Source organism: Gordonia phthalatica, assembly GCF_001305675.1.
GTDB classification, from domain to species: domain Bacteria; phylum Actinomycetota; class Actinomycetes; order Mycobacteriales; family Mycobacteriaceae; genus Gordonia; species Gordonia phthalatica.
On sequence record NZ_CP011853.1, the window covers coordinates 2,905,811 to 2,922,834 of the forward strand.

The window sequence follows — 17,024 nt, forward strand, 5'->3', positions numbered from 1 at the left end:
ACTAATATCTCAACCGTGATGAATTCCGGGGGCGGGCGGGGACGACGCCCCGGCGGCCCGGATACCCGCGGTCAGATCCTCGACAGCGCTCGTCGCCACTTCCTCGCCGACGGCTATCGCAGCGTGACGATGCGACAGATCGCCGCCGACGCCGACGTCGACCTTGCGCTCTTGTCGTACTACTTCGGGTCGAAGAAGGGACTGTTCAGCGCGGCCGTCACGGCGTCTGCCAATCCGGCGGAGGTCATCGCCCGAGCCCTGGACGGCGATCCTGCTCAGCTCCCCCAGCGCGTGCTGCGTGACCTGCTGATTCTGTGGGACGACCCGGTCACCGGTGCGCCGCTGAAGACGATGCTCGCCAATCTGTCGCAGGATGCGGCATTCGCCGATCTGATCCGCCAGATGCTCGAACGCGAGTTGATCGCCCGGCTGGCCGACCGCCTGTCCGGCGTCGACGCCCGCAGGCGCGCCGCAGCCTTCTGCACACAGATCGCGGGGATCGTCGTCACCCGCTATCTATTACGGCTGGAACCGGTGGCGTCGATGCCGGCTGATGAATTAGTGTCGCTGTTCGTTCCGGCCCTGCGCGACAGCCTTCAACCGACGCCCCGAAGGCCGCCGACGCGCGGACGGTGACGCGACCGAGCCATCCAAGCAGCCATATATCGCACACCTGTACGAGGAATCGTCAGCAGGATGTGGGACAGCAGTCCTGAACCGCACCACCGTCCTGAACCCCAGCACCGTCCTGAACCCCAGCACCGTCCTGGGCCCCAGCATCATGCTGAATCGTCCGCATTCGCGAAGGAGGCCCGCCATGCCTCCTCGTCGACGTCCGACCACCGAGCCCTCGGTCTCCGAGTCCCTGACCCCCGACGATCTGACCGCGCTGGCCGCCGCGGTTGCCGAAGGGCGCCGCGCGACGGTGTATCTGCGCGAAGGTACGCCGAGCCTGAATCTGGTTCCCGGCAGTTCGGCGCGGGTGATGTCGGTCTCGGGCAGCACCGTGGTGGTCCGGCCGCGCGGGTCGACGACGAATTGCCGTACGAGGCGGACGAATTGCGAATGACGAAGAACCCGTCCGCGGCACCGGAGCCGAAGAGCGCGGCGCCAAAGGCCAAGGCCGCTCCCCCGCGCCGCACCGCGACACCAACAACGTCGGCACCAACAACGTCGGCTCCGACGACCGCACCCACCACTCCGAACCCGACACCGGCGACCGCGAAACCCGCTTCCGCAGCAGCGTCGACGGCGGTGCCGACCAAGCCCCCGGCGAAGAAGAAGCCCCCGGCGAAGAAGGCGGCCCGCGCGAAGGCCACCGGCTCGAAGGCCGCCTCGGCGACGGTGACGCTGTACGGCTCGGCCGACAACGAGTGGGCGGTCGCCGCCACGCGCGGCGCACGCAAGCCGAACCGATCGCGGCCGGTGTCGGCGGAGACCGTGGAGGCCGCGGTCCGCGAACTCGGCGACGAGCAGACCGTCGACGCTGTGATCACGTCGACGCACGGTTGGCGCAGGCGCGCGAGGCGTTGGCCGCCCTGAGTGAGCCGCTCGGGGTTCGGTCGGCCGAGAACTCAGTAAAGTGGGTTCTGTCCGCGCAGTTCGACGATGGCGTCGATAATCTGCGCATCACGGCGCATGCAGCGACTGGGGCCGCGATTGGCATGCTCGAAGTACGTGGACCGGGCGATGGGCACACCATGTCCAGTGAGCACACGGCACATCGAACGACTCCTCAGACAAGACCATGGGCACCCGCCCGGTTTCCCTGGCGAGTGCCGACGAACACGCGCGATCAGCGGTGTGGCCGGTCGATCTCGGCCGCGAAAAGAGCCGACGCAGCCTTCAGGATCGGAGTTGGCGCGCTTGAGTTCCGCATCCTCCTTCCGCAACCGCCGGATCTGTTCGACGGCATCAGAAGGCCGCCGTCGGCGACGGCGACACCGTCGGCATCTTGCAGACCCACTGCCGCACCGCCTCACCCGATCCGACGCCGAGCAGAGCGGCGGTCTTGGTCATCGCCGCCCACTCAGTGAACCCCCCTGCTCCACCAAGTCCGTCACGTTCGCCACCGGGTCCCGCTTCAACTCCGCCGAGTAACGCTTCGACCCTCCCGCCATGAGGTTCATCCTTCCTTGACACGAACCCTCTGGAAACCCCGAGGGCCCACTTTTAAACACGGCCCGAACCGTATTTAATAGAGAGTGGTCGGCCGCACGTCTTCACCCTCCCCGCCGGCCACCACCTACGGAAGGACTCCCCACCATGCCGGACACCGTGGTCATGGCCTCGAACGAGGCCGATGCCAACACCGTCAACGAGCACAGCCAGGAACTCGCCTCACTGGTGGGTCGCGTGACGGCCCTGGAGACCGCGGTGGTCAACGCCGCACGCGGCGACACCGGCCTTGACGAAGCGACCACCGCACTCTCCGACTTCGCGGCCAAAGACCTCCGGCCCCGACTCGAAGTCGCCAAGACCGTCCTGTTCCCCGCCGCCGCGAAGGTCGACCGCGCCCGACTGCTCGTCGAAGGACTTCTCGGCGAAGCGCACGTGATCGGGCAGCTGCTCGACCGCGTGACCGGTCCCGTCGCCGACCCGGTCCAGGCCGCCGCCGACGCCCGAGGACTCCGCGTTCTCCTGGAAGTATTCTTCGGAAAGGTCTCTGACCTGCTACTCCCCGCTCTCGCCGAGGACAGTGCGACGTCGCTGACCGACATCATCCCCGACAACCCACTTCCCGACGCCGACGAACCGGCACAAAGCCACGGCCATGCGGGCTGCTCGTGCGGTGAGCACGACGACTACGAGCCCGAGCTCGATGTTCGCGAGATTCCCCACGCCATCCGGCACGCCACCGTTTTCGGCGCCTTCGACACCGTCGCACCCGGCAACTCGATGATCCTGATCGCCCACCACGACCCGATCCCACTGCTGCACCAGCTCGCAGACCGCAGCGGCGGCCGCATCCAGGTGGAGTACGAGGAGCGCGGGCCGGAAGCCTGGCGTCTGCGCTTGACGCGCGTCTAGAAGCCAGAGGCGACGGTCGCGCACCGTGCTCAACACCCCGCTCAACGTCCATCTCATCGAAGGCGCACCGCAGTTCCCCGTCGTCCTGCATGTGCCGCACGCGTCCCGCACCATCCCGCCGGAACTGCGCCGCGATTTCGCCCTCGACGACACTGCGCTCGTTCGGGAGCACGACGAGTCCGCCGACACCGCAACTGATCTCATCGCCGCGGCGGCGCGGCTGCAGCTGTCCCACGACGCGCAGCCCTGGTCGTTCGTCAACGGTTTGTCGCGGCTGGTGGTGGACCCCGAGCGCTTCCCGGACGAATCCGAACCCATGAACCGCCGTGGACGCGGCGCCGTGTACCACCGGTCGTGCGCCGACACTCCGCTGCGCACCCCGTCGGCCACCCCCGACGACATCCTGATCGACACCTATTTCCGTCCGTACGCTCAGGCGATGGCCGATCTGGTCACCGACCGCATCCGCGCCACCGGGCGAGCGATCGTCCTCGACATCCACTCGTACCCCATGCAGCCGTCGTGGTTCGAGGACGCCGGTCAGGCGCGGCCGGCGATCTGCCTGGGCGTCGATGAGCACCACACCCCGACCTGGCTTCATCGGGCCGCGCAGGAGTCGTTCTCGTCGTTCGGTGAGGTGGCCGACAACAGCCCGTACGCGGGCTGTTACGTCCCGCTGGACCGGTACCGCTCCGATACATCGGTCTCGGCTCTGATGATCGAGATCCGGCGCGACCTGTACCTGGACGAGAACGTCGCTCCCGTCCCCGACCGTGCCGCGGCATTGGGAGGCGCGCTCGCCGAGCTGATCGAGAGGATCGCTGCGCACTAACCGGGCTCTGCGTTCACCCCTGCACACGCTCCGCGGCCGCGTGCTCGGTGACCGCGGTCTGCCGCACCCACCGATGTCAGACCGCCGAGATATCTTCTCGCCATGACCTCAGCATTCGAGAACAACGGATCCGACCTCGGCCCGGGCATGCTCGCCATCATGCATCTCGACACGCTCGACGACCCACTCTCACCCGCCGAGCGCGCGTACCTTCTGGGGAACGATCCCGAGGCCATCGCCGCGGCCTCCGAGTTCGACGCCGCTCAGGAATCGCTGTGGAGCCAGCGTGCGTTGGCCGACGCGTCAGCCGACCCGGAACTCGGACAAGTGAATCTCGGCGAGGCGCGGTCGTGGGCGATCAGCGCCTCGCAATCGTCACGGGCGCACGACTTCGTCCGCAGTCGCAAACCCGCCGCGACCTCGTTCTCGTTCACCGAGGAGCTCACCGAGATCCGCCGGCACGAACGCGCCTGGCTGAGTATCCACACCGCGTGCGACTACCCGTGGAACAAGACCGAGGAATGTCCCCTCCACGGGGCAGAGATCATCGCCGGCCGGCAGCGGCAACATGAGGCGACCCTCGCCCTGCGCGAGGCGGTGCGGGCTGCCGTCGCATCGTCCTCGACCGAATTTCAAACCCGATCCGATCACACGACCGTGCCTCACCTCACCAGATCCTCTGCGAGCAGCGCGGCGACGGCCTCCTCCTCGACCGCGAGCCCGTGCTCGGCCATCGCGACGGAAAGGGCGGGATCCCACGCGGACTCGGCGCGGTCGTCCGACAACCCGATCGACGGCGCATCCGGCCCGATCGCCTCAAGGTAGTCCTGCACACCGTACCGCCACGGCGACCACGGAACCTTCGACGCCACGAACTGCGCGATCCGCAGGCCGGCCCAATCGAAGTCGCCGTGATACCGGCACCGCGCACCCCTGCTCGTGAGGATCGCGAGCACCTCCATCACCGCACTGCTCGGCTGCCCCTCGGTACACACCAGCACCGGGCTCCCGGCCCAGGCTTCTTCATCGTCGGCGGGCCCCGCACCGGCCTGCCCGTCGCCCGCCCGCGCAACGCCACCGCCGCGACGCCAGCCCTCCGACACCAGGTCCACGACGCTCGGATTCTCGCAGACGTGCACACTCTCGTGTGCGCCGAGCGGGTCGACGCCGCCGGACCGCACCTGGTCGAGTGTCAGGACCAGTGGACTCCGCGCAGCCCGCATCGCTTCCAGCGCCGCCGATGTCGCCGCAGCATGATCGGCCACACCCGCCCGGCCGCGGACACCGAGACACAACGCCGTCGACGACAACCCAGACATCACCACGCCCGCATCACCCCACACCTCGCGGGTCGACGCGTCCGCCGCGGACTCGAACGCGGCCGCGACCACGGCGCTCGTCAACCGGCCGAGCGGCCGCGCCTGATCGAGCGCATGGGCGTCGCCGAGCACGCGTCGCGCCAGCATCGCGAGCAGCACACCGTCGGCAGGCAGATCGTCGAATACGGCCACGACGGCCTCGACCAGACCGGCGCCGACGGCCGCGTCCGCATCACGCCCCATGCGCCGCGCCTCCGACTGCGCCACCCGCTTCAACTTCCCTGCCGCACACCAGGACTCCCACCACGGCCCGACTGCCGGAAAGCGTTCGACGACGGGTGCGATCCGCTGTGCGACGGCGGCCCAGCGAGCGTCGTCGGCCCGCCGCTGCGCGCTGCGATCGACCACCGGACCGCTCACGCTGACGACGAGGTCGGCGAGTCCGGCGGGCCAAGGACCGCGGCGCAGCATGGTTTCGACGTCGTCCAACTTCACCGAGAGCGTCACGCCCGACCGCCGCGGTCGACCGATCAAATCGGCCATCGCCGTCCGCTGCTGCGGCGTCGGATGAGGCAGCCGAACAGTCCCCGAGAGGGGTTCTCCGGCGACGGCTCCCGGCAGTCGGTTGCGGATGCGGTCGACGAACCACGCGAGCTCCGGCGCGCGCAGCAGCCGCTCCACGGAGCCGCGGTCTTCTCGCACCATCGCCGCCCCCTCAGCCGAACAGGGTCGCGTCGTCCGCGTCGACCGCCACCGGGTGCCCGGCGCGGGCGGCGGCGTCGACCTCCGGCATCGGCTCGCGGGAGATCCCGTCCCACCGCCAGCGCGTCACACCGACGGCGTCGACTCCCTCCACCCGCGACAGTTGCGCGATCGACAGCCCGGGAACCTGCGGGTAGCAACCCCATTCGCGCTCACTGGTCATGACGACGTCCAGATCGAAGGTCGCGAGCAGGCCGAGGGACTTGGCGCGCGAATCGTCGTCGACACCGGCGAACGCCTCGTCGAGCAGGATCAGTCGGGGCGCGAGGCCGCCCGCCGAGTTGTAGTGCGCGGACGCGGCGGCGAACAGCGGAATCGAGACGACGAGCGCACGCTCACCACCCGAGGCGGGACCCGACGCCGAGCGCCACTCCCCGTTCTGGCGGCGGTCGATCGCGAACCGGTGCCACTGCCGGTAGTCGAGCGCCTGCGCCAGATGCTCCTGCCATCCGCCCGCCGGGTCGGCGTCACGCACCTCGGCGATCTGGGCCTGCAGAAAGTCGCCGACCGCAGACCGATCGTCGAGCGTCCATGTGGCATCCGACCTGTTCAGGATGGCTCGCGCGGCGGCGAGACCCGCCGGACCGTCGGCACGCTCGCGCCACCGCACCCGCAACTGCATCCCGGTGGACGTCTTGCGCATCGCGAGCTCGTCGTTCATCCGGTCGATCTGTTCCTCCGCGGTGGAGATCAGTTCATGCAGATGCGCGGCGGCCTCATTCACCAGGCTGTTCTCCAGAATCTCCCGCTCACGCGCGCTGAGGAGCCGTTCACGCGCGTCGATGTCGAGGCTCAACCGCTGCGCGAGGACGTCCACGTCGACGTCCTCGTGGTTGTGCCGCACCCGCGCGACCAGGATCTCGCCGCGCTGCTCCATCGACGTGACGTGCCCGTGCACCGCCATCTGCGACGTCAGCTCGGTCCACGCACTCGACACCCGTTGCTGCACGCGAGCCCACTGATCGTCTTCTGCCGCAACGGAGTCGAGTCGCTGATCCACGGCCCGCGACAGCAGGACGGCGGCGCGCACGCTCGGATCGTCGACATCGTCGGAGTAGTCGAAGTCGGGTAGAGCGACGCGCAGCAGACCGGTCTCGATGAACAGCCGCAGTCGCTCGATCGCTCCCTCGCGCGTGGCCGCCGACTCCTCGCGGCGCGCCGTGAGATCGACGACGCGCTGGGCGAGAGTGCCCGACTCGGCGGCCGCCGCCAACTGGGCGACGCCGAGCCGATCGAGTTCGCTCGTCGCAGCGTCCATCTCGGTCGCGAGTGTCGCCAGTCGTTCCTGCAGTTCGGCGACCGTCGCGCCGACGGTCGCGAAGAGCTCGTCGTAGGTGGCGCGCAACGCGATCGCCTGCCCGCCGATCTCCTGCTGCTCGCGGGTGTGCCGTGCGCTGAGGTCGGCGGTCTCCGCGGCACGACGACCGGCCTGCGCCAACTCCGCCTCGGCGAGCGCCAGCATCGTGGCCGACGACCGCAGGGTCACCAGGCGCACGTCGTAGTCGGCGATGGCGACGTCGAGCACGTCGACGTCGGAATCGACCGCCGGCACCGACAGCTCCGCCGCCTGCTCGTGGAGCACCTGCGCTGCGGACTCGGCCCGTTCGACGGCGGCCTCCCACTCGACGCTGATCTCCGCCAGCCGCAGTTGCGCGGCATCGGCCTCGCGCTGCGCCGCCGCCACCCGACCGTGCGCGGACCGGACGTCGTGCTCGGCGGCCGACGGATACCGGCCGCGTTCGACGAGGATCTGCTCGCCGGCCCGCTCAGCGGCGGCGACACGCTCGGTCGCGGCGGCGAGACCGTCGGAGATCCGGTCCAACCGACGCCTCAGCTCCGCCAGCTGCTCGCGCCGGTACGCCTCGCGGGCGCCCGCGCCCACGAACTCCGCACGCGGCTTTCGCCACTGGCCGCGGGCGGGGCCGGCGCCCCACCGACCCGTGCCGTCGATCCACAGCGCGGCACCGGAGTCGGCACCCCAGCCAATCCGATCCAGCACACCGTCGACGGTCGCCGCGGAGACCTCGCTGTCCGGCCCGACCGCCGCCACCAGCGCCGACCCCGCCGACGGCACGACGACGGTGCCGACCGAACCGAGGACGACGTCACCGTCGGCCTCCACCGAACCGTCGGGGTGGATCCACGCGTCGAGCAGTCCGGCCGACGTGAGCGCCGCCTCCACGCCGGCGCGCGCGTCGTCGCCGAGGTCAGCCGCGAAATCGGCGACACGCCACAGCGGCGCACCGGGCCGCTCACCGCGATCGTCGGCGCGACCGGGTGCGGCGGACGGCGTCAGGTCGTCGCCCGCCTCCAGCCGTGCGATCTCGGCGACGGTGTCGTCGCGCTGGCCCGTCAACTCGCGTTCGGCGCTCTCGGCGTCGGCGAGGTCCCGGTGGATCCGCTCGGTGGCGCGCGCCGCCGAGCGGTCGAGTTCGGCCCGCACCGGGGACTCCCCGTCGAGGCTCTCCGCCCACACCTGTGCGTGGCCGACGAGTTCGTCCGGCTCGGCGTCGAGGCTGATCAGGCTCAGTCCGGTCGCCATTTCGCGGACCGCGTCACGGTACGCCTCGACGGCCGTCTCGACGCCCGCGACCTCACTGTGGAGCGCCTCGGCGCGCCGCGCGAGGTCGGACTCCGCGGAGTCGAGTCGGCTGCGCTGCTGGGCGGCCGCGGCGGTCGCGCGGTCGGCGTCGCGGATCAGTCCGCGCACGTGCCGGATCTGTTCGCGGCGTCGATCCAGGGCGCGACGCGCGGCCTGTTCGTCGTCGACCACCGACGGATGCTCGGTCGCCATCCCCGCCGCGGCGGCCGCAGTCAGCGCAGCGGCCGCGTTCCGCTGGTGGGCCTCGGCCGTGTGGGCGTGACGTTCGGCGGTCTCCTGGGCCGCGGCTTGATCGCGCTCGGCGCGCTCGCGGGACTGGGCGGCCTGGGTGGCCGCGGCCTCGGCGCGACCCTTGGCCTCGTCGGCCGAGCGTGCCGCGCGATCGAGGCTGTCGGCGTCCTTCATCTCCGGGCTGGCCCGCAGCGCCTGCTCCTGGCCGCGCAGAGCGCCCAGACGCTCCTGCGTCTGTACCTTCTCCGCGTCCAGCCGCGCCTCCGAAGCGAGCGCGGCCGCGCGCTGCTCCTGCGCTTCGTGCAGTTCGCGGCCCACTCCCTCGTACGCCGAATGAGCCAGCCGCACATCGGTTGTCGCTCGTTTGGATGCCACCGCGGAGTACCCGCGATAGTGCCGCAGGAAACCCTCCGCCGCGGTCAATGTCTGACGGGCGGCCGCGATGCCGACGCGCTCCTCGTCCAACGACCGGAACGATTCGGCGACGTCGGCGATCAGCGCCTGGCTCGGCGGCGCGAGGGCTTCGGTCAACGCCGACGACAGCGCCTTCTCGTCCGGCCGCTTCGACAGTTGCGGCTGACGCAGTTGGATCAACAGGTCGATCAGCGCGCTGTACCGGTCGGCTCCGAGACCGAACATCGCCTCGTCGACCGCACGGCGATACTGCTCCTGCGTGGTGTAGACCTGACCGCCCGAACCCGGTTCGAGCGCGTCGCGCAGCCGGTCCGGAGTCAGGACGGTGCGGTGCTCGTCGACCAGCAGCAACTGCTCGCCGATCCGCTGGGACGTGACGAAGAACCACTGTTTGACGATGCCGCGACCCGACGCCGCTTTGAGCCCGATGCCGATCGTCGTGAAGTGCTCCACACCGTCGTCGTCGATCCGCCCGAACTCGGCCCACGTGTAGCCGGTGCGTTCCGACTGCGGGTGCGCACCGCCCAGCAGCAGATTCCAGTCCATCTTCTTCTTGGGGTCGGCGTCCGGCTCCACCCGCCGCGACACGATCGACCCGTCGAGCAGGAACGGCAGCGTCAGCGCAAGCACCTTCGACTTGCCGGTGCCGTTGTTGCCGCGCAACAGCAGTCGGCCGTCGTGGAACCAGAACTGCTCGTCGTCGTAGTAGAACAGGTCCACGAGCCCGAGCCTGAGCGGCTGCCAGCGCGAGAGCGTCGGGCTCGGGAGGGAGTCCGGAACCGGTGTGCTGCGGACGGATTCGGTCATCGAGACTTCCTGTCGCGGGTGGGCTTGCTGCTGTCACGGATGGTCGGGGCGCTCACCGCGAAGCGTCGGAGAGCGGGCAGCGACTGCACGACGGCGCCCGCGCCGACGCCGGTGACGGACACCAGACCGAGGCCGACCAGGCGGTCGAGCGCCTCGTCGGTGAGGATCACCTCGGCACCCGGCTCACGGGTGGACTTGCGCCAGTACGACGAGTGGTCGGTGGCGAAGCCGCGCATCACCCGGTGCAGCGCACCGACGGTCGACGACCCGGCGGACGCCAGATGCTCGGCGAGCAGCAGCGTCGCATGGCCGTCGGTCCCCTGCTCCGGCATGCGCAGGTCGGTGAGCTGGTCGTCCGGGTCCACGAGGGCCACGCCCTCGGCGCGCAGTTCCGCGACGAGTCCGGTGGCCGCGACGAGACGGTTGGTCAGCGGCACCCGCTGCCCCGTGAGGTAGGCGCGCTCGGCATCGGGCAACTCGTCGTAGTAGACGACCGGGTCGCACAGCAGGCGACGGGAAACAGCTTGGCGCAGGAGACGATTCGATTCTTCGTCGGTGTACGCAGGCGGCGGCTCGTGGAGTGCTTCCTCGATCCGGTCGATGTTCGGCGAATCCCCGAGCGACGAGGCGATCAGGCCCGGTGAATGCCTGCTCGAGAGCATCGTCGAGAGCATGCGCCGGTCGACGTCGTACAGCGCGTCACCGTCGGCGGACACGTACGACTCCTCGTCGCCGGCGACACGGACGAGGACACCGTATTCGAGGAGCACCCGGATCGCGGCGACGAGATCGGACCGCTCCGCGCGCGTGCCGAGGGTGAATTCGATGCTCTCCAGTCCCGGTTGCCGCGCGGCGAGGACTAGATCACCGGCGAGTTTGCCGAGCGATGTCTGCAGGTCGGAGCGTTCCAGAACGGCCAGCGACAAGCAGAGCAGGACGTACCGGCGGCGGGTGAAGGGTGGATCGCCCTTCTTCGCGCGCGCCGGATGGCGCTCGGCGATCGCCGCGGCGGTCGGGCCGACCGGCGCGTACGAGGTCAAGAGGCGAATCGTCTCGCCGTCGACCACCAACCGCCAGCCGGTCTCCGCCGCGAACCATGCGCGCACGGCGTCGGCGTGACGTCGGGCCAGACGGAACAGTTCCCCGTCGCGTTGCGCGGACAGGACCGGGCGGGCCAGGAGCGCACGCACCACCCGGATGCGCGCCTCGGCGTCCCTGGCCTCGAGCACGTCGGCGACGCCGGTGCCGCGCTGCGTCATCGTGCCGCCGCCGGTTCCGCCGCCTGCCGACCGAGTAGTGAGCCGACGGCGGGGGCGATGTCGACGAGATGATCGGTGCCGACGAGGTCGCCGTCGGGCGTGCTGATCGTCATCTGGCCCGCGCCCTCGATACGGGTCAGCGTGATGACCAGTTCGCCGTCGGACGTGTTGACCTGTGCGTGCGTGCCCGTCGGACCGATCGCCGACAGCGCGTCGCCGAGCAGCCCGAGGAACAGGCGAAACGCCTGCGGGTCGAGGGTCCCGAACTCCGACATCAGGCGCGGCCCGTCGGTGAGGATCCGACGCCGCGCCTGTGCCGTCTGCTCGGACTCGGCGCGCGACTGCGCCGCCAGCATCGCCTTGGCCGCAGTCCGGTCGGCGACGCGCGATGCCTTACCGCGCCGCTCGTAGGATCCGGTGCGACGCAGTTGCGGACTGATCTCCACCGGTGGCGCCTCTGCCCACGGCACGTTGGTCGGCAGTTCGGCGTCGGCCCACGCGTCTTCGGTTGCCGTGGTCACGCTCAAGTGGCGGACCGGTGTCAGGCCGAAGGCGCTGCGCCACAGTCGATGCCGATCGCCGTCCGCGGGGAGCGTCGCGAACCAGGTGGCGAGGGTGAGGAAGTCGTGGGTGCGGTCGGTGCGGCCGCCCGCCTTCTCGTGCAGCGCTCGGACCACCGAGAGCAGCGCCGGGATCGCGGCGCGGGCGCGCGAGCGCAGGAGACGTGATTCGCTCTCGCGCTCGCGGGTGCTGACGAACCAGTCGGTCAGGCCCGACCACTGTCGCAGCCAGACCGACCGTGCCGCCTCGTACGCGGCGTCGGCGTCGCCCGGTGCGGCGTCGATCGTCTCGCGGGCGGCTGCCGTGTCGGCGAGGAAGTCGACGGCGTCCGGCGGAATGGCCGCGAGCAGTTCGCTGATCGCCGCCCCCTTGGTCAGCAGGTCGCCGATGAACCGCTCGAGGTACTCGATCAGTTGCTCCTTGTACGCCAGGAACGCTTCGACGTCGGCATCGTGCAGGTCGATGGTCCGCTGGATGGAGCCCATGAAGGCGACGGCGTTCTCCGCCAGCTCCGAGAACCGATCTCGCAGGCCGCGCAGCGTCTGATGCAGCAGTGCCGGGTCGGCGTCCGCGCGCGAGGCGGTATCGGCGACCGTTTCCCGCAGGGACGTCAACAGCACGACGATGTCTTCCAGCGCCACCGACTGGAGGGCTCCTCGTGATCCGAGGGCCGCATCGTATTGTGCGAGCGCGCGCTCGGCCGCCTCACCTTCGCGCGACAACTGGTACAGCATGCGCCGACGGTAGAAGTCCGCGAGCGCGGTGACGCGGCTGGAGTCCGCGAACGCGAGGACGTTGCCCCATTCCGGTCGTGCCAGCCGTTCGAGGGCGTCGCCGATCGTGTCTTCGTAGACCAGTTCGCCGCCGTCGGCGGAGACGGCGGCAGCCACCTGATCCGGTCGGACGTGGACGGTGAAGCGTTCCTTCTCGCTCATGAGCGCACGCATCACGCGCCGGTACAGCGGCGCGTTCGGCGCACTGAGGTATGCGAAGGGCCCATACCCGTCGAGGGGGAGGTCGGTGCCTTCCGTTGCATCGCCCACGCCGTGCGTCATGCCACCATGGTGTCATCTCCGTCTGACATCACCGGTACCCAGTGCTCGCTGAACTAGCCGTCACCCAGACGCATTCGCCTTCGGGCCTGTTGACGACCCGCGGGACCCTCGATGAGACTCTCGACCGGCGAGGCCGGCACGGCATCACCCGACGCTCGGCCACGGCGAGTCCCGCACCAGAACCCGGCATCGTGGGATGTGCTGCGGTTACGGCACCCGGTACGTCCACTCTCGGCTGCTGAACTTCGACGCCACCAACTCGCGCGCCTTCGTCAGCTCAGCCTCGGTGTAGGCGGCTTCGCGCGTCGCGTAACGGCTGCGGAAGTGCTGGAGGAAGGCATCGATGATGTCGGCGCGCGCCATGCCGGTCTGGGAGCGCATCGGGTCGACGCGTTTGCCGGAGCTGGTGATGCCCTTGTCGGACATCTTCTCCCGTCCGATCCGCAGGACTTCGGTCATCTTGTCGGCGTCGATGTCGTACGACATCGTCACGTGGTGCAGCACCGCCCCGTCGACGATCCGTTTCTGGGCGGCGCCGCCGATCTTGCCGTGCTCGGAGACGATGTCGTTGATCGGCACGTACCGCGCGGTGATCCCGACGTCGGCGAGGGCGCCCATCACCCAGCGGTCGAGGAACGCGTACGACTGCTCGAAGCTGAGGCCGTCGACCAGCGAGGTCGGCACCACCAGCGAATAGGTGATGCAGTTGCCGGGTTCCATGAACATGGCGCCGCCGCCGGAGATCCGCCGCACGATCCCGATGCCGTGCCGGGCCGCGGCCTCCTCGTCGACCTCATTGCGCACCGACTGGAACGAGCCGATCACCACCAGCGGTGAGTCCCAGTCCCAGAACCGCAGCGTCGGCGGCCGGATGCCCGCGGCCACCTCGCGGAGGAGCACCTCGTCGAGCGCGACGTGCATGGCCGGCGGCAGGACGACGGGTTCGATGACGTCGAAGACGTGGTCGTACCAGCCGGTCGCGTGGCCGAGGGCGCGACGGATCGCGATCCCCACCGACGTGGACGTGAAGCCGATCATCGACGCATCGTCGGGCAGGGCCGCGTCGATCCGCTCCCCCAACTGCGTGGCCGACGCCGACATCGGCGCACCGATCAACGCACCGGTGATGACCTCGAGGGCGTCGTCGGGTTCGAGGAAGAAGTCGCCGGAGAGCGCGACGCTCCTCAGCTGATCGCCTGCGATCTCGACGTCGACGACGACCAGCTTGCCGCCGGGGACCTTGTATTCACCGTGCACGCGATCCAGCGTATTCGAGGTGCCGCCTGTGACGTTTCGCTGTGAATGCCCGCACCGAACCGCCGACCGCGCGGCCTGACGGCGCATGCCTGACCGAACCCCGTCGAACAGATCACCTCGGACCGCTACCGTTACGCCATGGCCAGCATTCTGATCGGTGTTCTCGCCGCTGTCATCGGCGCCCTGTTCTGTTTTCGCGGCGTGGTCGCCATGCGCGTGGTGATCGCGATCTGGGGCGCGTTCGTCGGTTTCACCGTCGGTGCCGGCCTGGTCGCCGCGTTCACCGGCGACGGCTACCTGTCGACGGCGCTCGGTTGGATCGTCGGCGTCGTCGGCGCGGTGCTGTTCGCGTTCCTGGCGTACCTGTTCTACGTGGTCGGCGTGATCCTCGCGATGGCGTCGATCGGTTTCGCGATCGGCACCGCGCTGATCGCCGCCCTCGGCGTCACGTGGAGTTGGGTGGTGGTCCTGGTCGGCGTGATCGCCGGCGTCCTCCTCGCCGTCGCCGCAATCAAACTGAACCTGCCGTCCATCCTGCTCGTGGTGCTCAGCGCGGTCGGTGGTTCGACGGCGATCGTCGGTGGACTGATGCTCATCGTCCGCACCATCTCCCTCGACGACTTCAGCCGCGCCAACGTCACCGCGACCATGGGCCACGGCTGGTGGTGGTACGTCATCTACCTCGTGCTGATCATCGCCGGCGTCCTCGCTCAGGTGAAGGTGTTGGATCGGGAGAAGTCGCTGCAGCAGCAATGGTGACGCACTCCCTGACGGAGGCGCGACGACGGCATCGTTCAGGCCTATCGGCAGGTCGCTGCGGATCAGCGAGTTCGACTGCGACGGAGCGGACCAGACCCCACTGCTCGGACCTGCACTCTCCGGGCTTCTCGATACGCCGATTCCCGTCGTTGCAGCACAACACACCCGAGTTCGCACACCTGTGCGAAGGAGTCGGCTCGGTGTGCGAAAGTAGAGGAACCATTTCGTCCATGGGAAGGGCCCGCTCATGCCTCCGCGCCGTCGTCCGATCACCGCGTCTTTGACTGCCGACGACATCGCCGCTCTCGCCGCAGCACTGGCCGACGGTAAGCGTGCGACGGTCTACCTGCGTGAGGGAACGCCGAGCCTCGGCCTCGCCCCCGGTGCCTCGGCACGTGTCGTGTCGATCGACGGCACCACCCTGACGATCAAGCCGACCGGCGTCAACGACGAACTCCCCTACGAGGCCGACGAACTGCGGATCACCAAGGCCGCTCCCCCGGAACCGGAGAAGCCGAAGAAAGCGGCACCGGCCAGGAAACCCAGACCTGCCGCGCCACCGGCCCGCAAGCTCGCCGCGACGCCGACATCCGCCGCCCCGAAACCTATGCCGACTGACGGCAAGCCCGTGGCAGCATCCGCGAAGAAGGCGCCGACGAAACCCGCCCGCCGCTCCGGCGCCAAGAAGCCGCCCGCGTCCGTGACGGTCACGCTGTTCGGCTCGTCGGACAACGAGTGGTCGGTCGCGGTGACCCGAGGCGGCCGCAAACCGACCCGATCACGCCGCGTCCCACCGGATTCAGTGGAATCTGCAATGCAGGAGCTCGGCGACGCCGCCGCGCTCGACGCCGCCTCGTCGGTCTTGAACGCGGCTCGCGAGGAAGCACAGCGACGAGTCGAAGAGTTGAGTCGAGAGCTGCAGGCGGCCCGCGAAGCGTTGGCCGCACTGGAAGGCTCCGCCGACTGAAGCCAGTCGGCCGCCGTCTTCACCGGTCACGGATGCTGTGACCCCCGAAGCGCGACGGGCACAGCTGACCCCGCTGCGTTACTCCCCGGTAACTCCTGGGAGTGTCCCGGCACACAGACCCTCAAACCCTGAGATGATCAACATATGCGTTCGACGTGCAGCCTCTACATCGACACCGGATACCTCCTCGCCTCGGCCGCGACCCGCGTATCCGGAACCTCGCTGCGCGCCAGCATCAACGTCGACTACCCGTGCCTGATCAACACCCTGATCGACGCCGCAGAGGAGCTGTCAGGCCTGCCGATCCTGCGCGTGCACTGGTACGACTCCGCGCGGCACGGCGTACCCGACTCGCAGCAGGAACGGATCGGCGAGCTCGCCAAGGTGAAACTGCGCCTCGGCCGCTTCGGCTATGACGGCGAACAGAAGGGCGTCGACCTCCGCATCGGCCTCGACCTCGTCACCCACGCACGCAACAACACCTCCGACGTGTTCTTCCTGGTCTCCGGCGACGACGATCTGACCGAAGCCGTCGAAGAAGCCCAGGTCCACGGCGTGGAAGTGGTGGTGCTGGCGGTGCCCGCGACGGGCGGGAAGTCGCACGGCGTGAGCCGCCACCTGCTCCGCGCCGCCGACGACCTGCACACCATCGACGGCACCGCGATCGACAAGGCCGTACTGAAGGTGGAGCGGCAGACCGCCCCGCCTCCCGAGGAGCCGGTCACTGCGAAGCCCGGCCCGATTCCACAGAAGCCGGCCGCACGAACCCCGCTCGATGTCGCCGCTGCCGCCGCCGCTGCTCGCAACGCTCCGGCCGCACCGCAGCCGTCGGGAGTCCTCGCGTACAGCTCGACCACCGGTTCGGTGAGCCATGTGATGCCCGAGTACGACCTCGCCGAGGACGACGCCACGATCGACGGCGTCGTCGACCGCGTCCTCGTCGCCTTCCGCGAGAGCGCGACGCCCGAGCAGTTGCAGCAGCTCAAGCAAGCGCGGCCGTCGATCCCACCGGACATCGACCGCGCGCTGCTGCTCGATGCGTCCGAGGCGCTGGACCGCTACACGGTCGACGAAAGCGTCCGCTACCGTCTGCGCGCCCGGTTCTGGGAGATGCACGACGAGAAGTAGGCGGACCGCGCGTCTGTCCCGACGAGTCTTCAAGCACCTAC

Annotated in this window: 13 protein-coding genes; 8 read left to right on the forward strand and 5 right to left on the reverse strand. The window is 69.5% G+C overall.

Translation table 11 applies throughout. The features are described from left to right. Positions 1-18 precede the first annotated feature (18 nt). From ACH46_RS13500 to ACH46_RS13515, 5 genes are all read left to right on the forward strand, one after another. Positions 19-636: a TetR/AcrR family transcriptional regulator gene (locus tag ACH46_RS13500; RefSeq protein WP_062393387.1), complete on the forward strand. Its 618-nt coding sequence runs from the start codon at positions 19-21 to the stop codon at positions 634-636. A gap of 181 nt (positions 637-817) precedes the next feature. Further along, entirely contained in the window at positions 818-1,069 is a 252-nt protein-coding gene (locus ACH46_RS21320; RefSeq protein ID WP_157851055.1) for a hypothetical protein, read from the forward strand. After that, the gene (locus tag ACH46_RS21325) at positions 1,066-1,542 is read left to right on the forward strand and encodes a hypothetical protein (RefSeq protein WP_157851056.1); all 477 of its coding nucleotides are present in this window, start codon (positions 1,066-1,068) and stop codon (positions 1,540-1,542) included. Before ACH46_RS21320 ends, ACH46_RS21325 begins: the two co-directional genes overlap by 4 nt. Positions 1,543-2,265: 723 nt before the next feature. Next, complete coding sequence (locus tag ACH46_RS13510) at positions 2,266-3,030, forward strand: DUF2249 domain-containing protein (protein WP_062393388.1); 765 nt, start codon at positions 2,266-2,268, stop codon at positions 3,028-3,030. A gap of 25 nt (positions 3,031-3,055) precedes the next feature. Continuing rightward, positions 3,056-3,862 carry an N-formylglutamate amidohydrolase gene (locus tag ACH46_RS13515; RefSeq protein ID WP_082399659.1) on the forward strand — a complete coding sequence of 269 codons (807 nt, stop codon included), beginning with the start codon at positions 3,056-3,058 and terminating at the stop codon, positions 3,860-3,862. A 662-nt stretch (positions 3,863-4,524) separates the two neighbouring features. On the opposite strand, the gene ACH46_RS13520 is transcribed toward ACH46_RS13515, so the two are convergent. The 5 genes from ACH46_RS13520 to ACH46_RS13540 all read right to left on the reverse strand — a co-directional run bounded on the left by ACH46_RS13520 (position 4,525) and on the right by ACH46_RS13540 (position 14,129). Then, a complete protein-coding gene (locus tag ACH46_RS13520) occupies positions 4,525-5,886 on the reverse strand; it encodes a TIGR02679 family protein (protein ID WP_062393389.1) in 1,362 nt (453 codons plus the stop codon). A 10-nt stretch (positions 5,887-5,896) separates the two neighbouring features. Continuing rightward, positions 5,897-9,997 carry a TIGR02680 family protein gene (locus ACH46_RS13525; protein WP_062393390.1) on the reverse strand — a complete coding sequence of 1,367 codons (4,101 nt, stop codon included), beginning with the start codon at positions 9,995-9,997 and terminating at the stop codon, positions 5,897-5,899. Continuing rightward, positions 9,994-11,256, reverse strand: a complete 1,263-nt coding sequence (locus ACH46_RS13530; RefSeq protein WP_062393391.1) for a TIGR02678 family protein — start codon at positions 11,254-11,256, stop codon at positions 9,994-9,996. The genes ACH46_RS13525 and ACH46_RS13530 overlap by 4 nt, the downstream gene beginning before the upstream one ends. Beyond that, positions 11,253-12,872, reverse strand: a complete 1,620-nt coding sequence (locus ACH46_RS13535; RefSeq protein ID WP_062393392.1) for a TIGR02677 family protein — start codon at positions 12,870-12,872, stop codon at positions 11,253-11,255. Before ACH46_RS13535 ends, ACH46_RS13530 begins: the two co-directional genes overlap by 4 nt. Positions 12,873-13,079: 207 nt before the next feature. Next, positions 13,080-14,129, reverse strand: a complete 1,050-nt coding sequence (locus tag ACH46_RS13540; RefSeq protein ID WP_062393393.1) for a lipoate--protein ligase family protein — start codon at positions 14,127-14,129, stop codon at positions 13,080-13,082. Positions 14,130-14,267: 138 nt separating this feature from the next. On the opposite strand from ACH46_RS13540, the gene ACH46_RS13545 reads away from it, so the two are divergent. The 3 genes from ACH46_RS13545 to ACH46_RS13555 all read left to right on the forward strand — a co-directional run bounded on the left by ACH46_RS13545 (position 14,268) and on the right by ACH46_RS13555 (position 16,983). Then, positions 14,268-14,888, forward strand: a complete 621-nt coding sequence (locus tag ACH46_RS13545) for a TM7S3/TM198-like domain-containing protein (RefSeq protein ID WP_062393394.1) — start codon at positions 14,268-14,270, stop codon at positions 14,886-14,888. Between the two features lie 247 nt (positions 14,889-15,135). Then, positions 15,136-15,855: a DUF6319 family protein gene (locus ACH46_RS13550; protein WP_062393395.1), complete on the forward strand. Its 720-nt coding sequence runs from the start codon at positions 15,136-15,138 to the stop codon at positions 15,853-15,855. 144 nt (positions 15,856-15,999) lie between these two features. Then, complete coding sequence (locus ACH46_RS13555; protein ID WP_082399660.1) at positions 16,000-16,983, forward strand: NYN domain-containing protein; 984 nt, start codon at positions 16,000-16,002, stop codon at positions 16,981-16,983. Positions 16,984-17,024: the final 41 nt, after the last annotated feature.